The sequence below is a fragment of the Candidatus Enterococcus avicola genome, from assembly GCF_047470845.1.
Lineage (GTDB): Bacteria > Bacillota > Bacilli > Lactobacillales > Enterococcaceae > Enterococcus_D > Enterococcus_D casseliflavus.
In genome coordinates this window covers 180,470-197,545 of the sequence record NZ_JBLGTY010000005.1, presented here as the reverse complement: position 1 = coordinate 197,545, position 17,076 = coordinate 180,470, and the positions used below count along the sequence as shown (strand labels likewise).

The window sequence follows — 17,076 nt, the reverse complement described above, 5'->3', positions numbered from 1 at the left end:
CTATTTCGTCCACGCGTAGAAACGCGCGGTTTTTTTGTTTCGTACGCTACGCGAACGAAACTGACTAAAGTCAATAATAAAACAAGGGTATCCCGCTAGTTGAAAAAGCGGAACACCCTTGTTTACTTTTTATAAATGAACTGGCTTAAGCCAAATCTTCCCCATTTGAGGCAATCACCTTTTTGTACCAATAAAAGGATTGCTTTTTGCTGCGGGCTAATGTGCCATTGCCTTCATTGTCGCGATCGACATAGATATAGCCATAGCGTTTCTTCATTTCTCCGGTTCCTGCAGAAACCAAATCGATACAGCCCCATGAAGTATAGCCCAACAGTTCCACACCGTCTTGGTCAATGGCTTCTTTCATCGCAGCGATGTGCGCACGTAAATACTCGATGCGATACACATCATTGATTTTTCCATCTTCGTTTGGTGTATCCACCGCTCCTAGACCATTTTCGACGATGAAAAGCGGTTTTTGGTAACGATCATAAAGATCATTCATCGTGATCCGCAAACCAAGCGGATCAATCTGCCAGCCCCATTCCGACGCTTCTAAATACGGATTTTTAATGGTCGGGAACAAGTTGCCTTCCGTTTTCTCAACACCGGAATCTTCTGAAGCAGCGACCCGAGAGGCATAGTAAGAAAAGGAAATAAAATCGACGGTATGGGCTTTTAATAAAGCCGTATCTTCGGCGGTTTGTTCCAAAGTGATTCCTTTTTCCGCTAGCATCTTCAAACCATAATTTGGATATTCTCCTCGCGATTGCACATCGATAAAGAAATAGTTGCCGCGATCGCTTTTTTTGCTTTCCCAGACATCTTTCGGATTGCAGCTGTAAGGATAATAACTAGCCGCTGCCAGCATACAGCCTACTTTGTTTTCTGGATCGATCTCGTGGGCGATTTTTGTTGCCAACGCACTAGCGACTAACTCATGATGAGCAGCTTGGTATTTAATTTGTTCTTCATTTTCGCCCTCAGCAAAGGTCAGCCCTGCACCGAGAAACGGGGCATGCAAGATCATATTGATTTCATTAAAGGTCAGCCAGTACTTCACCAATCCTTTGTAGCGAGTGAAGATCGCCCGACAAAGATTTTCATAAAAGGTGATCATCTTACGGTTGCGCCAACCGCCGTATTCCTTGATCAAATGGATCGGACAGTCAAAATGCGTGATCGTCACCAAGGGTTCGATTTGGTATTTGCGGCACTCCAAAAACAGTTCCTCATAAAAGCGCAAGCCTTCTTCATTAGGGGTTTCTTCATCGCCCTTCGGAAAAATTCTTGACCAAGCAATCGATAAACGATAGGTTTTAAAGCCCATCTCCGCAAATAAGGCGATATCTTCTTTGAAATGATGGTACATATCAATCGCTTCTTTTGCTGGATAAAAATACCCTTCTTCAAAGGCAAGCATCTCACGCTTGCCGGTAATGACTGCTCGTCGGTCCTTGCCAGTCGGAATCACATCGACATTGGCAAGTCCACGCCCCCCTTGATCAAACCCGCCTTCACATTGATTGGCGGCTGTAGCGCCGCCCCATAAAAAGTTTTCTGGAAATCCCATGTCTTATTCTCCTTTTTTAGCCGATCACTTTGATGATTTGATCGCCAAACGTAATCGGACCACTGTTTGCCGTCAAAATGTCGCCCACTTCTGCACTGTTGGTGATAACGATCGGCGTGATCACTGGATAACCTTTTTCTTTGATAAACTCGATATCAAATGTAATCAATGGATCACCAACTGATACTTTTTGCCCTTTTTCTACTTGATAGGCATAGCCTTCACCATTCAATTGCACCGTATCGATCCCCACGTGAATCAGCAGCTCAATGCCTTCCTCACTGGTCAATCCAATGGCATGTTTGGAATCAAAGACTGCTGTGACAGTCCCGTTGACTGGTGCTAGCACTTCTCCAACGGTTGGCTCGATCGCTACTCCTTGTCCAAGAATTTCTTCTGAAAACATGCCGTCATTGACTGCTTGTAGGTTTTTCAGTTCCCCTTTTAAAGGTGCTTTGATCTCCGCGCCGCTGATTTGATGGGTTGGTTCTTGCTCTTTGTCTGTTGGTGTTGCTTCAGGTGCTTCTTCTGTAACAGGGTCTTTGTATAAGAATAATGTCGCAATAAATGTGACCACGATACTGATTGCCGCACCAATGCAGGCATTGGTCAAATGACGTAAGGTGTCATCGCCGATATAGCTTGGCAAAGTCAATAGGCCCGGTGAACCGCCTGAGAAATTGCGGACACGCATGATTCCCATAAACAGACCCCCAAATCCGCCACCGATCATTGCTGCGTACAAAGGTGTTTTAAACCGTAAGTTGACCCCATACAACGCTGGTTCAGTGATGCCGAATAGACCTGTCAGACCTGCAGAAAATGCCAATTGTTTGATCGTAGAATCTTTTGATTTGAAACCAACGCCGATAGCTGCAGCTCCCTGACTGACGTTTGAAGCCAGCATGCCAGGATAGATCACTGTATCATAACCTGTGGTCATTCGGTTGTTGATACCGATAGGAACCAATCCATAGTGGGTACCCGTTGCCACGAACAATGGGGTGAAGGCACCGATCAATAACGGAACGATCCATGGGCTGACCGTTTCTAAGGCTTGGATCCCTGCGGAAATCGCTTCACTGATCATATAGCCTAGAGGACCTAAAGCAATTAATGCTACCGTCCCTACGACGAAGATCGTCAGCAACGGTTTGCTAAAGAATTTGATTGCTTTTGGTGAGACCTTATCAGCAATCGGTTCAACGTAAGACATGAACCAGACACTTAAGATGATGGGGATCACCGATGATGAATAGGTCACTGGTGAAATCGGCAAACCGAACAAATGGATGCCGCCACCTGACTCATTGACTGCTGTCACCATACCGATGAAGTTGGGATGCAGTAAAATTCCACCCACCATCATCGCCAGATACATGTTGGCTTTGAACTTTTGCGCAGAAGAAGCAGCCAGTAGAATCGGTAAGAAGTAGAACGCAGCATCTGCCATAAAGTTTAGAATTTGGTAACTTTGACTTTCTGCCGTCAAGACATTGAAGACCACCAGCAACGAAAGGACCGCTTTTAACATCCCAGCTGCCGTGATGGCTGGCAAGATCGGGGTGAAGATCCCAGTGATCGTATCGATAATTTTCGCTACACGTCCCCGATCGTCTTCTTCTGTTTCTTGATCACTAGTCAAATTGGTTTGGGCAGTGATTTCGTTGTAGACATTGCCAACATCACTGCCGATGATCACTTGGTACTGTCCGCCTTTGTTGACCACACCCATGATGCCTGGTGTATGTTTTAAGGTACTTTCTTGTGGTTTGCTGTCATCTTTCAAGTTGAAGCGCAAGCGGGTCGCACAATGGGTCAAGCTTTGGATATTTTCTTCCCCACCAACATTGGTGATGATCGTTTTTGCTAACTCTTTGTAATTCATGTCGTTCCTCCTATTTTGGTCCTTCGTTTGCTTTTCGTGTGTCAAAACATAAAAAAATACCTAAACGAACCCCTTGGGAGTTCATTTAGGTATAGCCTGCCAATCCAGTAACAATCCTAAGCACTTGTTATTCGTTTGATGTGTATAGTTAAATAGATCAATTCGTCTTCTTCTAACGGTCTACCGAACTCTTTGTTGATGTAGTCGCTGATTTTCAGCGCACACGCATATTCCTTCATATAGCGGTCTTTCAACATAAAAATAAAACTGCCGGTTCCTGCATCATCGAGCTTTGTTCCGCTGAATAAGCGCTGGACAAAAAATTTCAAATGGGTCACAAAGCGTTCGTAGTTCAATGAATACTCATCAAGCTCCATTGAAAAATGATATTTAACGATGTTTAGGATATGCTGAATGATCTTCGCCATTTCCGATACTTGACTGACCTGCGCCATATCCAACTCCGCATTAACGATGTGCAATGCAATGAAGCCGGCTTCATCTTCTGGCAGCTCGATCGCCAAGCGATTTTTGATGATCGATAACGCTTCTTTGCCAATGAGGTATTCATGGTTATAAAACCGCTTGATTTCCCATAGCAAGGCATTTTTGATTTCCATGCCATTTTGATAGCGCTCGATAGCATAATTGATATGATCGGTCAGCGTCAAAAACAATTTTTCGCTCAATTTTTTCCCAAGGGAAACTTTTGCAAAACTGATGATCTCATTCGCTGCTTGAATATGTTCGATAGGGATAGAAGAAAGTAATTGGGTTAGTTTTGTGACATTCCACTCTTGTGTACTGAGATAGACTTTTTCAATCTTGGTATCGTCGATCACATCGCCTGGCTTTTTCTTAAAGCCTAAGCCTTTGCCCATGACGACCAATTCTTGTTTTTCCTCATTCTCAGAAATCACAATGTTGTTATTGATCACTTTTGTTACGTTCATTTTAACGACCCTATTCTTCTTTAGATTTCTTCACACAAAAAAATAGGTATAGCCCGCCTAAAGCGGTAACAATCCTCAGAGCCAGTGTAGCATGAGAAAAATCACTCGTCAATGGGGATTTTTAACCGCTTGTTTAAAAGCAGAAAACAGCGCTGCTGCCATTTGAGTCTTTGGCAGAACGCTGTTAACTGGTTTATGGCTCACTAACTCTCTTTGTGAGAGGTGAATTAGATACGATTTTCGTGGTCAGCAGTTTTGACTAAGTTTGCACCCACCATACCACCGATTGACGTAAGAACGAGTCCTAAGACCATTGCCACAAAGCCCCAAATGGATGCTTTGGCTGTTGCATCACTTGCTTCTTCCGCTTTTTGACGAGCGTCTTCCACTGCTTGGTCAATGTCTTGTTTGGCTTGTTCAAGATTTTGTTGTGCATTTTCGATTTGTTTTTGCGCTTCATCAGAAGCATCTTGCAAACCAGTGACAATGTTATTGGTTGCTTCTTCTGCTTCTTGTTGGTTTAAATCAGTATTTTGAGCGACCGCATTTGAAATTGCTTCTTCATCCACTGAATCACCGATCGTTGTAGCACGATCTTGTAATTTGCTTGCTAAATCATCAATGATTTTATCAGCATCATTTGGATTGGTTGCAATGTCTTTGCCGGCATCTTTGATGTCGTTTGTTGCATCAGACAATTGATTTTGCAAGTAGTCTGGTTGCAATTCAGGAACATCGGTATCTTGTAAAACATCATTGACGTTCGCTTGTAATTCATCTGTATTGACGTCTTCCATGTTTCCTGTTATTTCATCGAAGGCTTTTGAAGCGACATCGCCAGCACCAGAGGCCACTGTTTCAACACCACTGCCGACAGCAGAAGCAACGTTTCCTAAAAGTGAACCGACTACAGAAAAAGCACCGATCGTTAAGTAAGAGAGCATAACCATCATCACGATCATACTTGTTGCCCATGTTAAGAAACCATGAACCAATCCGACACGTCGAGCAGCAACACCAGAAACAAAACCAGCACCGAATAATGCCAAGACGAAGGTAATCACTGTCCAAATCAATAATCCTGTCCCAACACCATCTAATGGGTTATTAGAGGTTGGTTCCACCATACCAAAACCGATTGCTGAGCCAATCATTGACAGTGTCATGAACAATGCGATAAATGTTACAACTCCTGCAAAGATAGACCCCCAAGACAAATTATAGCCTGCCTCCCGCTCATCTGAACCTAAATAATTTCTAAATCCTCTTTTCATCATTACATCCCCTTTTTGTTTTTTTAACCTGAATTAAGTCTAACAACTGATTGTTTTTTTATCAATCAACTCGACTTGCGCTATCTTTTTGTAAGAAAAATGAATGATTCTGAATTGTTTGACTATTTATTAAAATAATGCCTCTCACTGCAATTGTTTTTTATCTGGGGAAAGCTATTTCACCCCCTGCGTTAAGCCTTCCCCAACCTTTTGGAGAAGTAGCCAAGCTGGTTATTGCTACTTATAGTTTCAAAGAACCGGTCATGCCTTTCACAAAATCTTTTTGCATAAACAAAAACAATACCAACGTTGGGATCGTTGCAATCACGATCGCCAGCATTTGAACGCCATAATTTGGTACGTAACTGGCTGACGATAAATTGGAAATCAGCAATGTCATGGTTTGACGACTTTCCGTTTGCAAAAAGACCAAGGGTAGCAAATAACTGTTCCATGCGTTCATAAAGGCGTAGATGGCAGCGGCAGCATAGGTCGAGCGCATCATAGGAAAAACGATTCGGAAAAATATCGTGTACTCTGTTGCCCCCTCGATGCGACTCGCATCTAAAATACCGTCAGGAAAAGACTTGAAGTTCTGGCGAAAAAAGAAAATCAGAAACAGGTTATTGACCAATGGCAAAATGACCGCCACGTGCTGATTGACTAGCTGCATTCCTGCCATCATCTTAAACAAAGGGATCACCAAAGTTGCCAGTGGCACCATCATACATAACAGAAAAACCGCATAAATCCCTTCACTCGCCCGCGTTCGAAACTTCTCAAATCCAAAGGCAGCCAAAGAAGTGACCAGTAGACTGACGAGGACGGTGATCAATGAAATCTTGATGGAATTCCACATGATCAATGGGATGTCGTAATTGCTGAACAGCACCTGAAAATTGCTTGCTAACTGATTCCCAAAAGTCAGCTTCCCTTCGGCAACTTGATTGGCGGTATTGGTAGAGCCCACCATCATCCAGTAAAACGGAAAAATCGAAAAAAATGAGACGATCAGTAAAAATCCATATTTTATGCATCCACCTAAAGTAACTTTCATAGCTGCTCCTTTCTATCGCTTTTATTGATTCGTTTTCGAGAGTTTCAACTGGATCACAGATAAAAGAGCGATGATGATCACTAAGACCCAAGAAAGCGTAGCCGAGTACCCAAAATTTGACGTATAGACAAAGGAGTGATTATAGATCAGTTGGGCGACAGTCAACGTCTCATTGGATGGGCCACCACCTGTTAGATTCACCACTTCATCAAAGAGCTGGATCGTCCCAATGGTGGAGGTGATGGTTGTGAAAACGATCACCGGCTTCAGTTGCGGGATCACTACGAAAAAGAACTTTTGAAACCCATTCGCTCCATCGATCGCAGCAGCTTCTAAGGTGTCATCCGAGATATTTTGCAATCCTGCCAAATAAAAAATCATGTTATAGCCTGTCCAACGCCAGCACAACGCAATAATAACGGTCAGTTTTGCTAGAAGCGGATTATTTAGCCAATCTAGCGGTTGCGTGATCAAGCCAATGTTCAGCAGCCCTTGATTAACGATCCCGCCAATTTGAAACATCATTTTAAATAAAACTGCATAGGAAACCAGCGAGGTGACACAGGGTAGAAACAACGCTAATTTAAAGAAGGAGCGTCCTACAAGCTTCGGCGTGTTCAAAACAAACGCTAGCAGAAGACCCAACAACACCATGATCGGTACTTGAAAGATCAGAAAGATAAAATTATTGAGTAAAGCTTTTTGAAAAATCGTATCCTGCAGCATGCGTAGGTAATTGCCGAAGCCGACAAAAACCGATTGCAGTCCCTGCATCCGATGCAGGGAAAGGTATAAGGAATAGACGATGGGATACAGCAAAAAGACACTACTGAATACTAAAGAAAGGCCAATAAATCCCCAGACTTGTTGGTTTTTGGGGCGCTTTTTTCTGATCGTATTTTGCATATTCATCACTCCTTAAGTAACACAAGTCGGCTATTCGCCGACTTGCATCTTGTAGGTGTTTTCTGCTTCCGTCAACATGTCATCTAAGGACATGGCACCATCAAAATAGCTTTGCATTCCCCCACGCAAGGCATCCACTGCCGCTTGGGTATTTACCCCGTAATCAACGGCGGGGATGTCCGCCATCCAACTGGAGAAATCTTTATAGATTGGGGCGTCATTAAAGAAAGGATCTTCATATTGATAAGCTTCTCCTTCTTGTGAGGGTAGGTAAGTCCCCACTGCCCCATTTTCTACTAAAATCTCTTGATAGAATTCATCATTCCCAGCAAATTCTTGTTTGAGAAAATCAATGGCCAACGCTTTATTTGGTGAGTCATTGAGCACCAACCAGCTAGAGCCACCCAAGTTCGAGTAAGGTGTCGCTCCAGACACTGTCTCTAATTGGGGAAGATTCGTATAGCCCCATTTTCCCTTTTGATCTTCTGCGGAGCGGATCGTCGCTGAAAACCAGATGGCTGAATTGACTGCTGCCACTTCCCCACTCGTCACTGCACCGATCCCTTCTGGCGCAAAATAATCTACTGGTTTTGCCAACTCTTTTTCTTCGATCGTCTTCAGGATCGGCAGCATTTCACGAATAGCAGGATTGTCTTTCAAAAATATGTTTCCGTCTTCATCAAAATACCATAATCCGGCTGACTGCATCGCCATCTGGATATAATGAGTGCCGCGATTTGGAATAAACGCAACGAACCATTTCCCCGTTTTTTCTTTGACTGTCTCACCAATCTCCACAAATTTGGACCAGGTTAGATTGGTGAGTTCACTTTCATCGATCCCCGCTTCACTTAAATAATCTTTGCGGTAGTAGAGTCCAGCAGAACCTGAATCAAAAGGAACCGCATAAACGCCTTCTTGATAGGTCGCATTCGTTACTTTGTAAGGAGCAAATTGGTCAAAGTCGATGTCTTCCGATAATTCTGCAAATTTTCCTTCGTAGTTCAGCAAATAGTTCTGCACATCATAGTCATCCATCAAAACGATGTCTGGCAAACCTTCGGAGACCCCTGAAGTAAAGGATGAAACCATTTTTTGTTTGGTATCCTCGTTGGACATCTCGACGACATTAAGGTCGATTGCATCATTGTCCGCATTGTAATATTCCCCAGCTTTTTCCATAATTGGAATATTAAAATTTGTGTCCCAAGCCCAAACAGTCAGCGTATTCTCATCTGTACTGGCAAAATCTTGTGAATCTGCTGTTTCTTGATTTCCTCCACAACCAGCGAACAACACCCCTGTGACAATTACTAGCAAAAACAAGCCACTTTTTTTCATTTTTCTCCCTCCAATATGATTCTCTCCTCATCCCCATCAGTATAAAAATAAAGCAAACGCTTACCATTACATCAATTATAAAGAATGATGTTCATAATTGAAAATAATCGGATCGTTCCTCCCCTTCTATCAAAAAACCACCTTCGCCCAAGGCAAAGGTGGTTGTCTGCTTATTTTTCTTCATTTAGGCGATCTGGCATCATATTTTCCATAAAACACCAAACGCCGTTTTGTAATACGAGTTCCTCACGTTCGTAAGTAGAAACCGTGGTGCGGATCAACGCATCTTGACCGTCTAAGACTTTTTGTCCCCAATGAGGATCGATCAACAATGCCCGGCCCACTGCTACAAAGTCTGCATGTTCTAGCAATCCCGCGGCATCTTTCGATGTTCGGACATCCCCTACACCAATCAAAGGAACCCGCTGAGCGATTTTTTCATAGACATACGCCAACATCGATTTTTCTTGGTACGCTTTTGAAATCGATTTGCGGGTATACTCCGCAAGAGAGATGTGCAGATAGTCTAATCCTTTTTCTGCCAGTTGGTCCACTAAGAACAACGTATCTTCAAAGCGAATCCCTGGTTCTTCAAATTCTTCAGGTGAAAACCGATAACCGACGATAAACTCCTTCACACCTGATTGGTCCACTGTTTCCAGTACTTCATCGACGAGCTTCTCAATAAAACGATAACGGTTCTCTAGTGAGCCACCCCACTCATCGGATCGACGATTTGAGTGCGGAGAAAAGAATTGTTGGATCAAATACGTATTGGCTCCGTGGAGTTCTACGCCATCAAACCCCGCCTTGATCGCCCGTTCGGTAGCTTTTTTAAAGTTTTCAATAATCGTTAAAATCTCATCTACTGTGACTTCTCGGGGAACTTGGGCATTTGGACGTTCGGCAGCAACTGCGCTAGCAGAAATCGGTTGTGTTCCTCGTAGGACCGAGTCATCCGTCATCCGACCGGCATGAAAAATCTGTAAAATAGCTTTGGTCCCATTGGTTTTGATGGTGCTGGCTAATTTACTTAATCCAGGTAAAAAGGCATCGTCGTAAGCGCCTAATTCCCCTTCCCAGCCCTTGCCATCTTCTTGGACATTGGCTGCCGCTGTGATGACTGCTCCGACTTCCCCAGAGCGTAAGCCATAGTAAGCCAACTCATCTTTCGTAATCACCCCATCAAAGAAGGACATCTTGGTCGTCATTGGTGCCATAATGATTCGATTTTTCAACTGCAATCCGCGCTTAAATGTTGCTTTGTCTGTTACATTTCGCATGGGTTTCTCACCTTTTCCATTGGATTCATTTCGCTTTGTGGATCTGACTGGCTTAGTTTTTCAAGGAGATTCTTAAAGCAAATCGGTGCATCTTTTTTCCCTTTATCAAAATATACATGCACATGCATCTATATTACAAAAGAATCAAGGAGAAAACAAGTGAAAAACATCATTAGTCTAGCATTTCCTCCAAGACTTTTTCAAAAACGACTTTTGAACGCTGCAGTTTCTTTTCCCCTGATTGGGTCAAATCAATATAGATCCCCCGCTTATCATCTTGACAAGAATGCCGTTCGATCACACCGCACAGCTTGTCTTCCATGCGCATGATCATACGTGACATCGCACTTTGACTCAGATCAAAATGGGCGATCAAATCATTGAGGCGCATGCTATGATTGGGGGTCTTTTCTAAGTAATAAAGCACGTAATACTCATTCAAAGACAGATTGCTTTCTGCTTTGAGGGCTTGCTCCAAACGAGCTTCGATCGCTTGATGCTGATTCGTAAAGGCTAACCATTGCCCCATCCGTTCTTTTTCCATCCTCTTCACCACCCATTCTTCTATACCAAGGTATTTTAATCTAGATCCCTGCGTTACGCAAGTCGCCAGAAAAGGCTAACACTTTATTATGCAAAATTAGCCAGCTGCTGCGGGCGTTCATGAATGTTTTATGATAGAATTGACGAAAAATTCAGCAAAATCTCCCTATTCTTTTTCAGTGTTCTGGACTACAATATCTTTAACACCAAAGAATATTTAAACACTATATCAACATAATTGTGCATTTTCACACAATAATTTGTTTTTTTTAGATGTTTTAGTATTCGAAGGAAAGGATGAAACAAACGATGAAAAAAACAATTTCTTTGATTGGAACACTGACGCTGGTCAGTGTGGGGCTTTTGACAGGCTGTAACAACGAAAAAGATACCGCGCAATCAACCAGCGAGCTAAGCCAGAGTCGTGTGCCTACTGAAAGCAAGCAAAACACGACGACGCAAACGACTGAAAACAGCTCCTTAGCGTCAACCTCTACTTCAGAAACTTCAACCTCAAGCCAGCAATCGACGGACCACTCTGACACAACGCAAACGACAGCAAGCTCAGTATCCACCAACGAGTTTCCATATGCCGTTGATCTTTCCCAATATGGCCCTTCACTGACTTTTTATTTCCATGGCGTCAATGTACCAGATGCTGTCACGATTCAAAATACGAGCCCATTGATCATTTCGATCGACGACAGCGCAAGCTATGAAGCACAAGTCGATACGATCGCAACAAAGGAGATTCGTATCTTTTCAGCAAATGACAATGGGATTCGCACCGTAAAAGTGAACACTCAATTGACCTTTGCAAAAGGGATCACTTCCAATGGAAATCCTGATTTTAGCCACAACCTGTACCTATTTACAAATAAGGAGGGTGGTCTATCTTTGATCACGCCGAACTATGCGGGGAATGTCAGCGATGACCAACGAGATGTGATGTTAGAAGTACTTCAATAAACGAAAAAAAAGGGAAACGAAGCGTGCTTCGTTTCCCTTTTTCGTTACCCGATCATCACGGTTTCATCAGGATATTTGTAGCCAGCTTCTTGTTTGTTGGCTTTTTTCATCAATGAAAAAGCAACGGTCATGATGCCGACTCGACCAATGAACATCAAAAAAATGATCAAAAGTTTGCCAAAAACCGACAAGTAAGGCGTCAACCCCATGGTCAACCCCACCGTTCCAAAAGCGGAAAAAACTTCAAAGGCAATGGTTGGCAACCCAAAGTTTGGGGTTTGCGGCATACTCTCAGTGATCGACAATAAGAAAATCGCTACGAAGCATAACGTCAAGGTAAGGAAGAACAACGTAAAGGCACGCGATACAGCAGATTCTTTGATCGTGCGACCAAAAACTTCCGCTCGACTGCGCCCTTTCAATAAGCTGCGGATCTTGATGATCAAGACCGCAAATGTCGTTGTCTTCAATCCCCCAGCAGTTGATCCAGAGGTGCCGCCGATATACATTAAAATCATCGTCAGCATCAAGCCTGCTTGACTCATTTGTCCGTAATCAATACTGAAAAAACCGGCGGTTCTTGGGGTGACCGCTAAGAAGAGGTATTGGAAAAAACGTTCGATGACCGAATCACCCGTGATCAACTGTGAATTGGCTTCGGTCAAAAAGAATCCTGCCGTTCCAAAAACCACCAAAACGATCATAGCGATCCATGCCAAGCGGCTATGCAGGGACCGTTTTTTGGACGCCGTATGCAGGAGATCGAACCAAACGAGAAATCCCAGACCACCTGCGATGATCAAGAAACTGATGACCCCCAGCACAAATGGGTCGTTTTGAAACCCTACCATGCTGTTGCCGAACAAATCAAACCCAGCATTACAAAAGGCCGAGATCGCATGAAAAACACTGTACCAAAGGCCTTGCTCCCAACCAAAACGGGGCACGAATGCAAAAGCCAGCAAGATGATCCCACTGACTTGGATCAAAAAGGCGATCCGAATCAGGTACCATGCCAAATGGATTTCTCCAGACATTCGGTCCAGATTCAATGATTCCCGCAAAATCATCCGAGTACTAAGATGGACTCTTTTTCTCGCCAAGATGTAAAAGAAGACGGGAATCGACATGAAGCCGATCCCACCGATCTCAATCAGCATCAGCAAGATCCCTTGGCCCCACAGGTTGTAATGATCAGCTACGGTCAAGGTCGAAAGACCCGTCACGCAAACAGCCGATGTGGCAGTAAACAGCGCATCTAAAAAGTTGGTGCCTTCACCACTTTGGGTGACAGCCGGCAGCATTAGCAAGCCAGTTCCTGCCAATATCAGCAAAACGAAGACCAGTGTGACGATCTGCGGAATCAAAAAGCGTTGCGATGCCAGCTTTTTTTTCAAACGATTTCTTTTTTTCATTTTCATTTCCTTTGACCTTTTGCAAAAACCAATGTCTTAGTAATCCAAGTTTATTGCATTTGTTTTTTCTCTTATCATACCATTTTATTTTGATTTATTCTTCACTTTGATCATTCTTGTTACGTTTGCTCGTTCATTTTCTTCCAGCCGCATTTTGATTCCATAAATGGCTTCTTCCAGCTCGGGAATCGTCAAATATTCTAGGGCATTGACGCGTCGGCGCGTCCGTTCGATTTCCCCTGCCATCAATTGACAGGTCTTTTCGATTTCCGTTAGCTCCAACAGCTTCGGCATAACGTCGGTAAAACGGGCGACAGCATTATCTAACGGAACATTGGAATTCAAAAAGCCGTACTCGATCGGCGCTTGCATCACCGTATCGTCATAATCAAAATGCATCACTGGCACTTCCACACTCATGATGTTTTTCGTGGATAATTCAAGGGAGACTTCAGTGGCTGGTAAAATAAACATTTCTTCAATGTATTTTTCATTGATCGTAGCATTGGCTAAGCGAAATGCCTTCATGGCACGCTGCAATTGTTCTTCGACTTCTTTACGCAAGCGGTCATTCTTTTTGATCAATTCAATAAATTGACGCATGAGTTCGTCTTGTTTGTCTTTTAATAATTTGTGTCCGCGTTTGGCTGTCGCCAATTGTTTGCTGAGGCGCGACAGCTCCATGCGGGTTGGATTAACGGTTTTTTGCGCCATTGTTCTCCTCTCCCGGTAAGTATTCCGCCAGTAGGGCATCGCTGATCCGCTTCAGCTCGACTTTTGGCAGCATCGCCAATAATTCCCAGCCTAATTCCAAGGTTTCGATAATCGAACGGTTGGTGCGATACCCTTGGTTCAAGTATTCATTTTCGAAGCGTTCCGCAAATTTGGCATAGGTTTTATCTACTTCCGACAATGCCGATTCTCCTAAAACGACTGCCAATTCCTTGGCTTGCTTTCCTTGAGCATAGGCAGAAAACAACTGGTTCATCGTTGCGGCATGGTCTTTACGGGTTTTTCCTTCACCGGTCCCTTTATCTTTTAACCGTGACAATGACGGCAAGACATCGATGGGTGGCTGGATGCCGTTTTTATACAAATCACGAGACAAGATGATTTGTCCTTCGGTGATATAGCCGGTCAAATCGGGAATCGGATGGGTTTTGTCATCTTCTGGCATGGTCAAAATCGGTAGCTGGGTCACTGAACCTTTCAAGCCGCGAATCCGTCCCGCACGTTCATATAACGTGGATAGATTGGTATAAAGATACCCAGGATAACCCCGACGTCCTGGCACTTCACGACGAGCAGAGGAGATCTCCCGCAAAGCTTCACAATAGTTGGTCATATCCGTCATGATCACCAAGACATGCATGCCCTTTTCGTAAGCCAAGTATTCGGCTGCCGTCAGTGCCATTCGGGGAGTAGCGATCCGCTCGATCGCTGGGTCATTGGCTAGATTCATAAAGACGACAGAATGGTCGATGGCGCCAGTTTGACGAAAATCTTCCATGAAATATTCTGCTTCTTCAAAGGTAATCCCGATGCCAGCAAACACAACAGCGAAATCGTCTTCCGAGTTCAACACTTGTGCTTGACGCGCAATTTGCGAAGCCAATTCTTTATGAGGCAGACCAGAACCAGAAAAAATCGGCAGCTTTTGTCCCCGAACGAGCGTATTCAAGTGGTCGATCGATGAGATCCCCGTTTGAATAAACTCATCAGGATAATCCCGCGCGGCTGGATTGATCACTTCGCCGTTGATGTCCATATATTTTTCTGGGACGATCTCTACTCCGCCATCTTTGACCCGACCTAAGCCGTCAAAGACTCGCCCGATCATTTGCTCGGAAACGCCTAATTCCAAAGGATGTCCTAAGAAACGCACCGCAGATTCCCGCAAATTGATCCCGCCGGTTCCTTCAAAAATTTGGACCAACGCTTTGTCTTCTTGGATCTCCAGTACTTGTCCTTGCCGCGTTTCGCCGTTTTGCATGCGGACTTCGATCAACTCTTCGTATTTGACACCGGAGACGCGATCGACGGCCATCAATGGTCCGACGACTTCTCCAATCGTTTTATATTCCTTGATCATCGGTGCGGTCTCCTTTCTGTAAAATTTCTTTCATCGTTGCTTTGATCTCTTGATGCAAAGCAGGAATTTTTGCTAATTCCGTTTCAGGCAAGTACTTCATACGTGCCACTTTGTCTCGCAATTCTTCGGTTCCTGCATAGATTTCTGAAAGATACGCACCTAGTGTCAACGCATCTTCCGCTTCTTTGTGGAGCAGCAAGATCGTTTCCAGCATTTTGAACTGCTTTTCACGAGAGGTAAACGTATCGACGTCGTCAAAAGCGTTTTGCTGCAAGAAATCTTCTCGCAATGATTTGGTGGTTTCCAGCAATAACTGATCTTTTTCGGACAAAGCGTCGATGCCGACAAGTCGAACGATCTCTGACAACTCAGATTCTTTTTGCAGCATCCGCATGGCTTCTGTTACTTGTTTGGACCAATCCACTTGCATTTGTTGGTCCAAAAAGGCACCCAATTCATTTTCGTATAAAGAATAGCTCTTCAACCAATCGATCGATGGAAAATGACGCTTTTGCGCTAAGGTGGCATCTAAGCCCCAAAAGACTTTTACGACTCGCAACGTATTTTGGGTAACTGGTTCTGAAATATCGCCGCCTGATGGTGAAACGGCGCTGATGGCAGTAATACTGCCTTCTTGATCAGAACCTAAGCAAATCGCTTTTCCAGAACGCTCATAATACTCTGCCAAGCGGCTGCCTAAGTAAGCTGGATACCCTTCATCCCCAGGCATTTCTTCCAGACGACCAGACATTTCTCGCAGTGCTTCTGCCCAACGTGAGGTGGAATCCGCCATGATCGCCACTGAATACCCCATGTCTCGGAAGTATTCCGCAATCGTGATCCCAGTATAAATCGACGCTTCCCGAGCGGCTACCGGCATATTGGAGGTGTTAGCGATCAACACGGTTCTCGCCATTAAAGATTCACCACTACGAGGGTCGATCAATTCTGGAAACTCGTTCATTACATCGGTCATTTCATTGCCGCGTTCGCCGCAGCCGACATAGACGACCAGATCGACATCCGCCCATTTGGCGATTTGGTGCTGAACGACAGTTTTCCCTGCACCAAAAGGTCCTGGAACGGCTGACGCCCCGCCTTTAGCGATTGGAAAGAAGGTGTCGATCACTCGCTGGCCAGTAATCATTGGTTCGACTGGATTCAGTTTTTGCTTTACTGGACGGCTATGACGCACGGGCCATTTTTGCAGCATCGTGAAAGACCGTTCTCCTTTGGGTGTATCTAAAACATAAATCGTTTCATCGATGGTAAATTCCCCCGCATAAACAGCCTTGACTGTTCCTGAAACGCCATGAGGAACCATGATCTTGTGATTGATCAACGGTGTTTCTTGCACGGTACCGATGACCATCCCGGTACTGACTACTGCGCCGACTTCGACTGTCGGTACAAAGGGCCACTTTTTCTCATGATCCAACGCAGGCAATTGCACCCCACGCGTCAAGAAGTTGCTTTGGGTGACAGACATGAAGGTTTCTAAGGGACGTTGGATGCCATCAAACATTTGTGACATGATCCCAGGCGCCAATTCGACGGATAGCGGTTCACCGGTGGTTTCGACTGGTTCACCAGGTCCGATCCCAGACGTTTCTTCATAGACTTGGATCGAAGCGACGTCGCCGCGCATTTCGATGATCTCACCGACCACGCCTAAATCTCCTACATAACAGATATCTTCTAAACTTGCATGGCCCATATTTTTGGCTAGCACCAATGGACCAGATACTTTAATAATTGTTCCTTTTTCCACAACATCGGCTC

14 protein-coding genes are annotated in these 17,076 nt (G+C 44.3%); 1 reads left to right on the top strand and 13 read right to left on the bottom strand.

The genetic code is table 11. From position 1 onward, the window contains the following. Positions 1-145 precede the first annotated feature (145 nt). From ACI3E5_RS07180 to ACI3E5_RS07140, 9 genes are all read right to left on the bottom strand, one after another. A complete protein-coding gene (locus ACI3E5_RS07180) occupies positions 146-1,573 on the bottom strand; it encodes a 6-phospho-beta-glucosidase (RefSeq protein ID WP_128431841.1) in 1,428 nt (475 codons plus the stop codon). Positions 1,574-1,589: 16 nt separating this feature from the next. Beyond that, positions 1,590-3,461 (bottom strand): beta-glucoside-specific PTS transporter subunit IIABC, encoded by a 1,872-nt coding sequence (locus tag ACI3E5_RS07175; RefSeq protein ID WP_498821110.1) that lies wholly within the window; start codon positions 3,459-3,461, stop codon positions 1,590-1,592. Between the two features lie 116 nt (positions 3,462-3,577). Continuing rightward, complete coding sequence (gene licT, locus ACI3E5_RS07170) at positions 3,578-4,414, bottom strand: BglG family transcription antiterminator LicT (protein ID WP_010747835.1); 837 nt, start codon at positions 4,412-4,414, stop codon at positions 3,578-3,580. A 227-nt stretch (positions 4,415-4,641) separates the two neighbouring features. Continuing rightward, positions 4,642-5,688, bottom strand: coding sequence for a DUF2189 domain-containing protein (locus ACI3E5_RS07165; protein WP_175496474.1), 1,047 nt, complete (start codon positions 5,686-5,688; stop codon positions 4,642-4,644). Between the two features lie 241 nt (positions 5,689-5,929). Next, on the bottom strand, positions 5,930-6,745 hold the full coding sequence (locus tag ACI3E5_RS07160) for a carbohydrate ABC transporter permease (RefSeq protein ID WP_498821113.1): 816 nt from the start codon (positions 6,743-6,745) through the stop codon (positions 5,930-5,932). 21 nt (positions 6,746-6,766) lie between these two features. Then, positions 6,767-7,651 carry a carbohydrate ABC transporter permease gene (locus ACI3E5_RS07155; protein ID WP_156235441.1) on the bottom strand — a complete coding sequence of 295 codons (885 nt, stop codon included), beginning with the start codon at positions 7,649-7,651 and terminating at the stop codon, positions 6,767-6,769. 30 nt (positions 7,652-7,681) lie between these two features. After that, complete coding sequence (locus ACI3E5_RS07150; RefSeq protein ID WP_142423662.1) at positions 7,682-8,992, bottom strand: ABC transporter substrate-binding protein; 1,311 nt, start codon at positions 8,990-8,992, stop codon at positions 7,682-7,684. 170 nt (positions 8,993-9,162) lie between these two features. After that, positions 9,163-10,275 (bottom strand): NADH-dependent flavin oxidoreductase, encoded by a 1,113-nt coding sequence (locus ACI3E5_RS07145; protein ID WP_498821116.1) that lies wholly within the window; start codon positions 10,273-10,275, stop codon positions 9,163-9,165. Positions 10,276-10,447: 172 nt separating this feature from the next. Then, positions 10,448-10,819, bottom strand: coding sequence for a MarR family winged helix-turn-helix transcriptional regulator (locus ACI3E5_RS07140; RefSeq protein WP_010747832.1), 372 nt, complete (start codon positions 10,817-10,819; stop codon positions 10,448-10,450). A gap of 308 nt (positions 10,820-11,127) precedes the next feature. Here ACI3E5_RS07140 and ACI3E5_RS07135 point away from each other — a divergent pair, with 308 nt between their 5' ends. Continuing rightward, positions 11,128-11,787, top strand: a complete 660-nt coding sequence (locus tag ACI3E5_RS07135; RefSeq protein WP_498821118.1) for a hypothetical protein — start codon at positions 11,128-11,130, stop codon at positions 11,785-11,787. Positions 11,788-11,831: 44 nt separating this feature from the next. Here ACI3E5_RS07135 and ACI3E5_RS07130 read toward each other — a convergent pair whose 3' ends face one another. From ACI3E5_RS07130 to ACI3E5_RS07115, 4 genes are all read right to left on the bottom strand, one after another. Further along, complete coding sequence (locus ACI3E5_RS07130; RefSeq protein ID WP_034869953.1) at positions 11,832-13,208, bottom strand: TrkH family potassium uptake protein; 1,377 nt, start codon at positions 13,206-13,208, stop codon at positions 11,832-11,834. Between the two features lie 78 nt (positions 13,209-13,286). Continuing rightward, the gene (locus tag ACI3E5_RS07125; protein WP_010747829.1) at positions 13,287-13,916 is read right to left on the bottom strand and encodes a V-type ATP synthase subunit D; all 630 of its coding nucleotides are present in this window, start codon (positions 13,914-13,916) and stop codon (positions 13,287-13,289) included. Beyond that, the gene (locus ACI3E5_RS07120) at positions 13,897-15,294 is read right to left on the bottom strand and encodes a V-type ATP synthase subunit B (protein WP_016608178.1); all 1,398 of its coding nucleotides are present in this window, start codon (positions 15,292-15,294) and stop codon (positions 13,897-13,899) included. Before ACI3E5_RS07120 ends, ACI3E5_RS07125 begins: the two co-directional genes overlap by 20 nt. Beyond that, complete coding sequence (locus tag ACI3E5_RS07115) at positions 15,278-17,065, bottom strand: V-type ATP synthase subunit A (RefSeq protein WP_016608179.1); 1,788 nt, start codon at positions 17,063-17,065, stop codon at positions 15,278-15,280. Before ACI3E5_RS07115 ends, ACI3E5_RS07120 begins: the two co-directional genes overlap by 17 nt. Between the last annotated feature and the right edge of the window lie 11 nt (positions 17,066-17,076).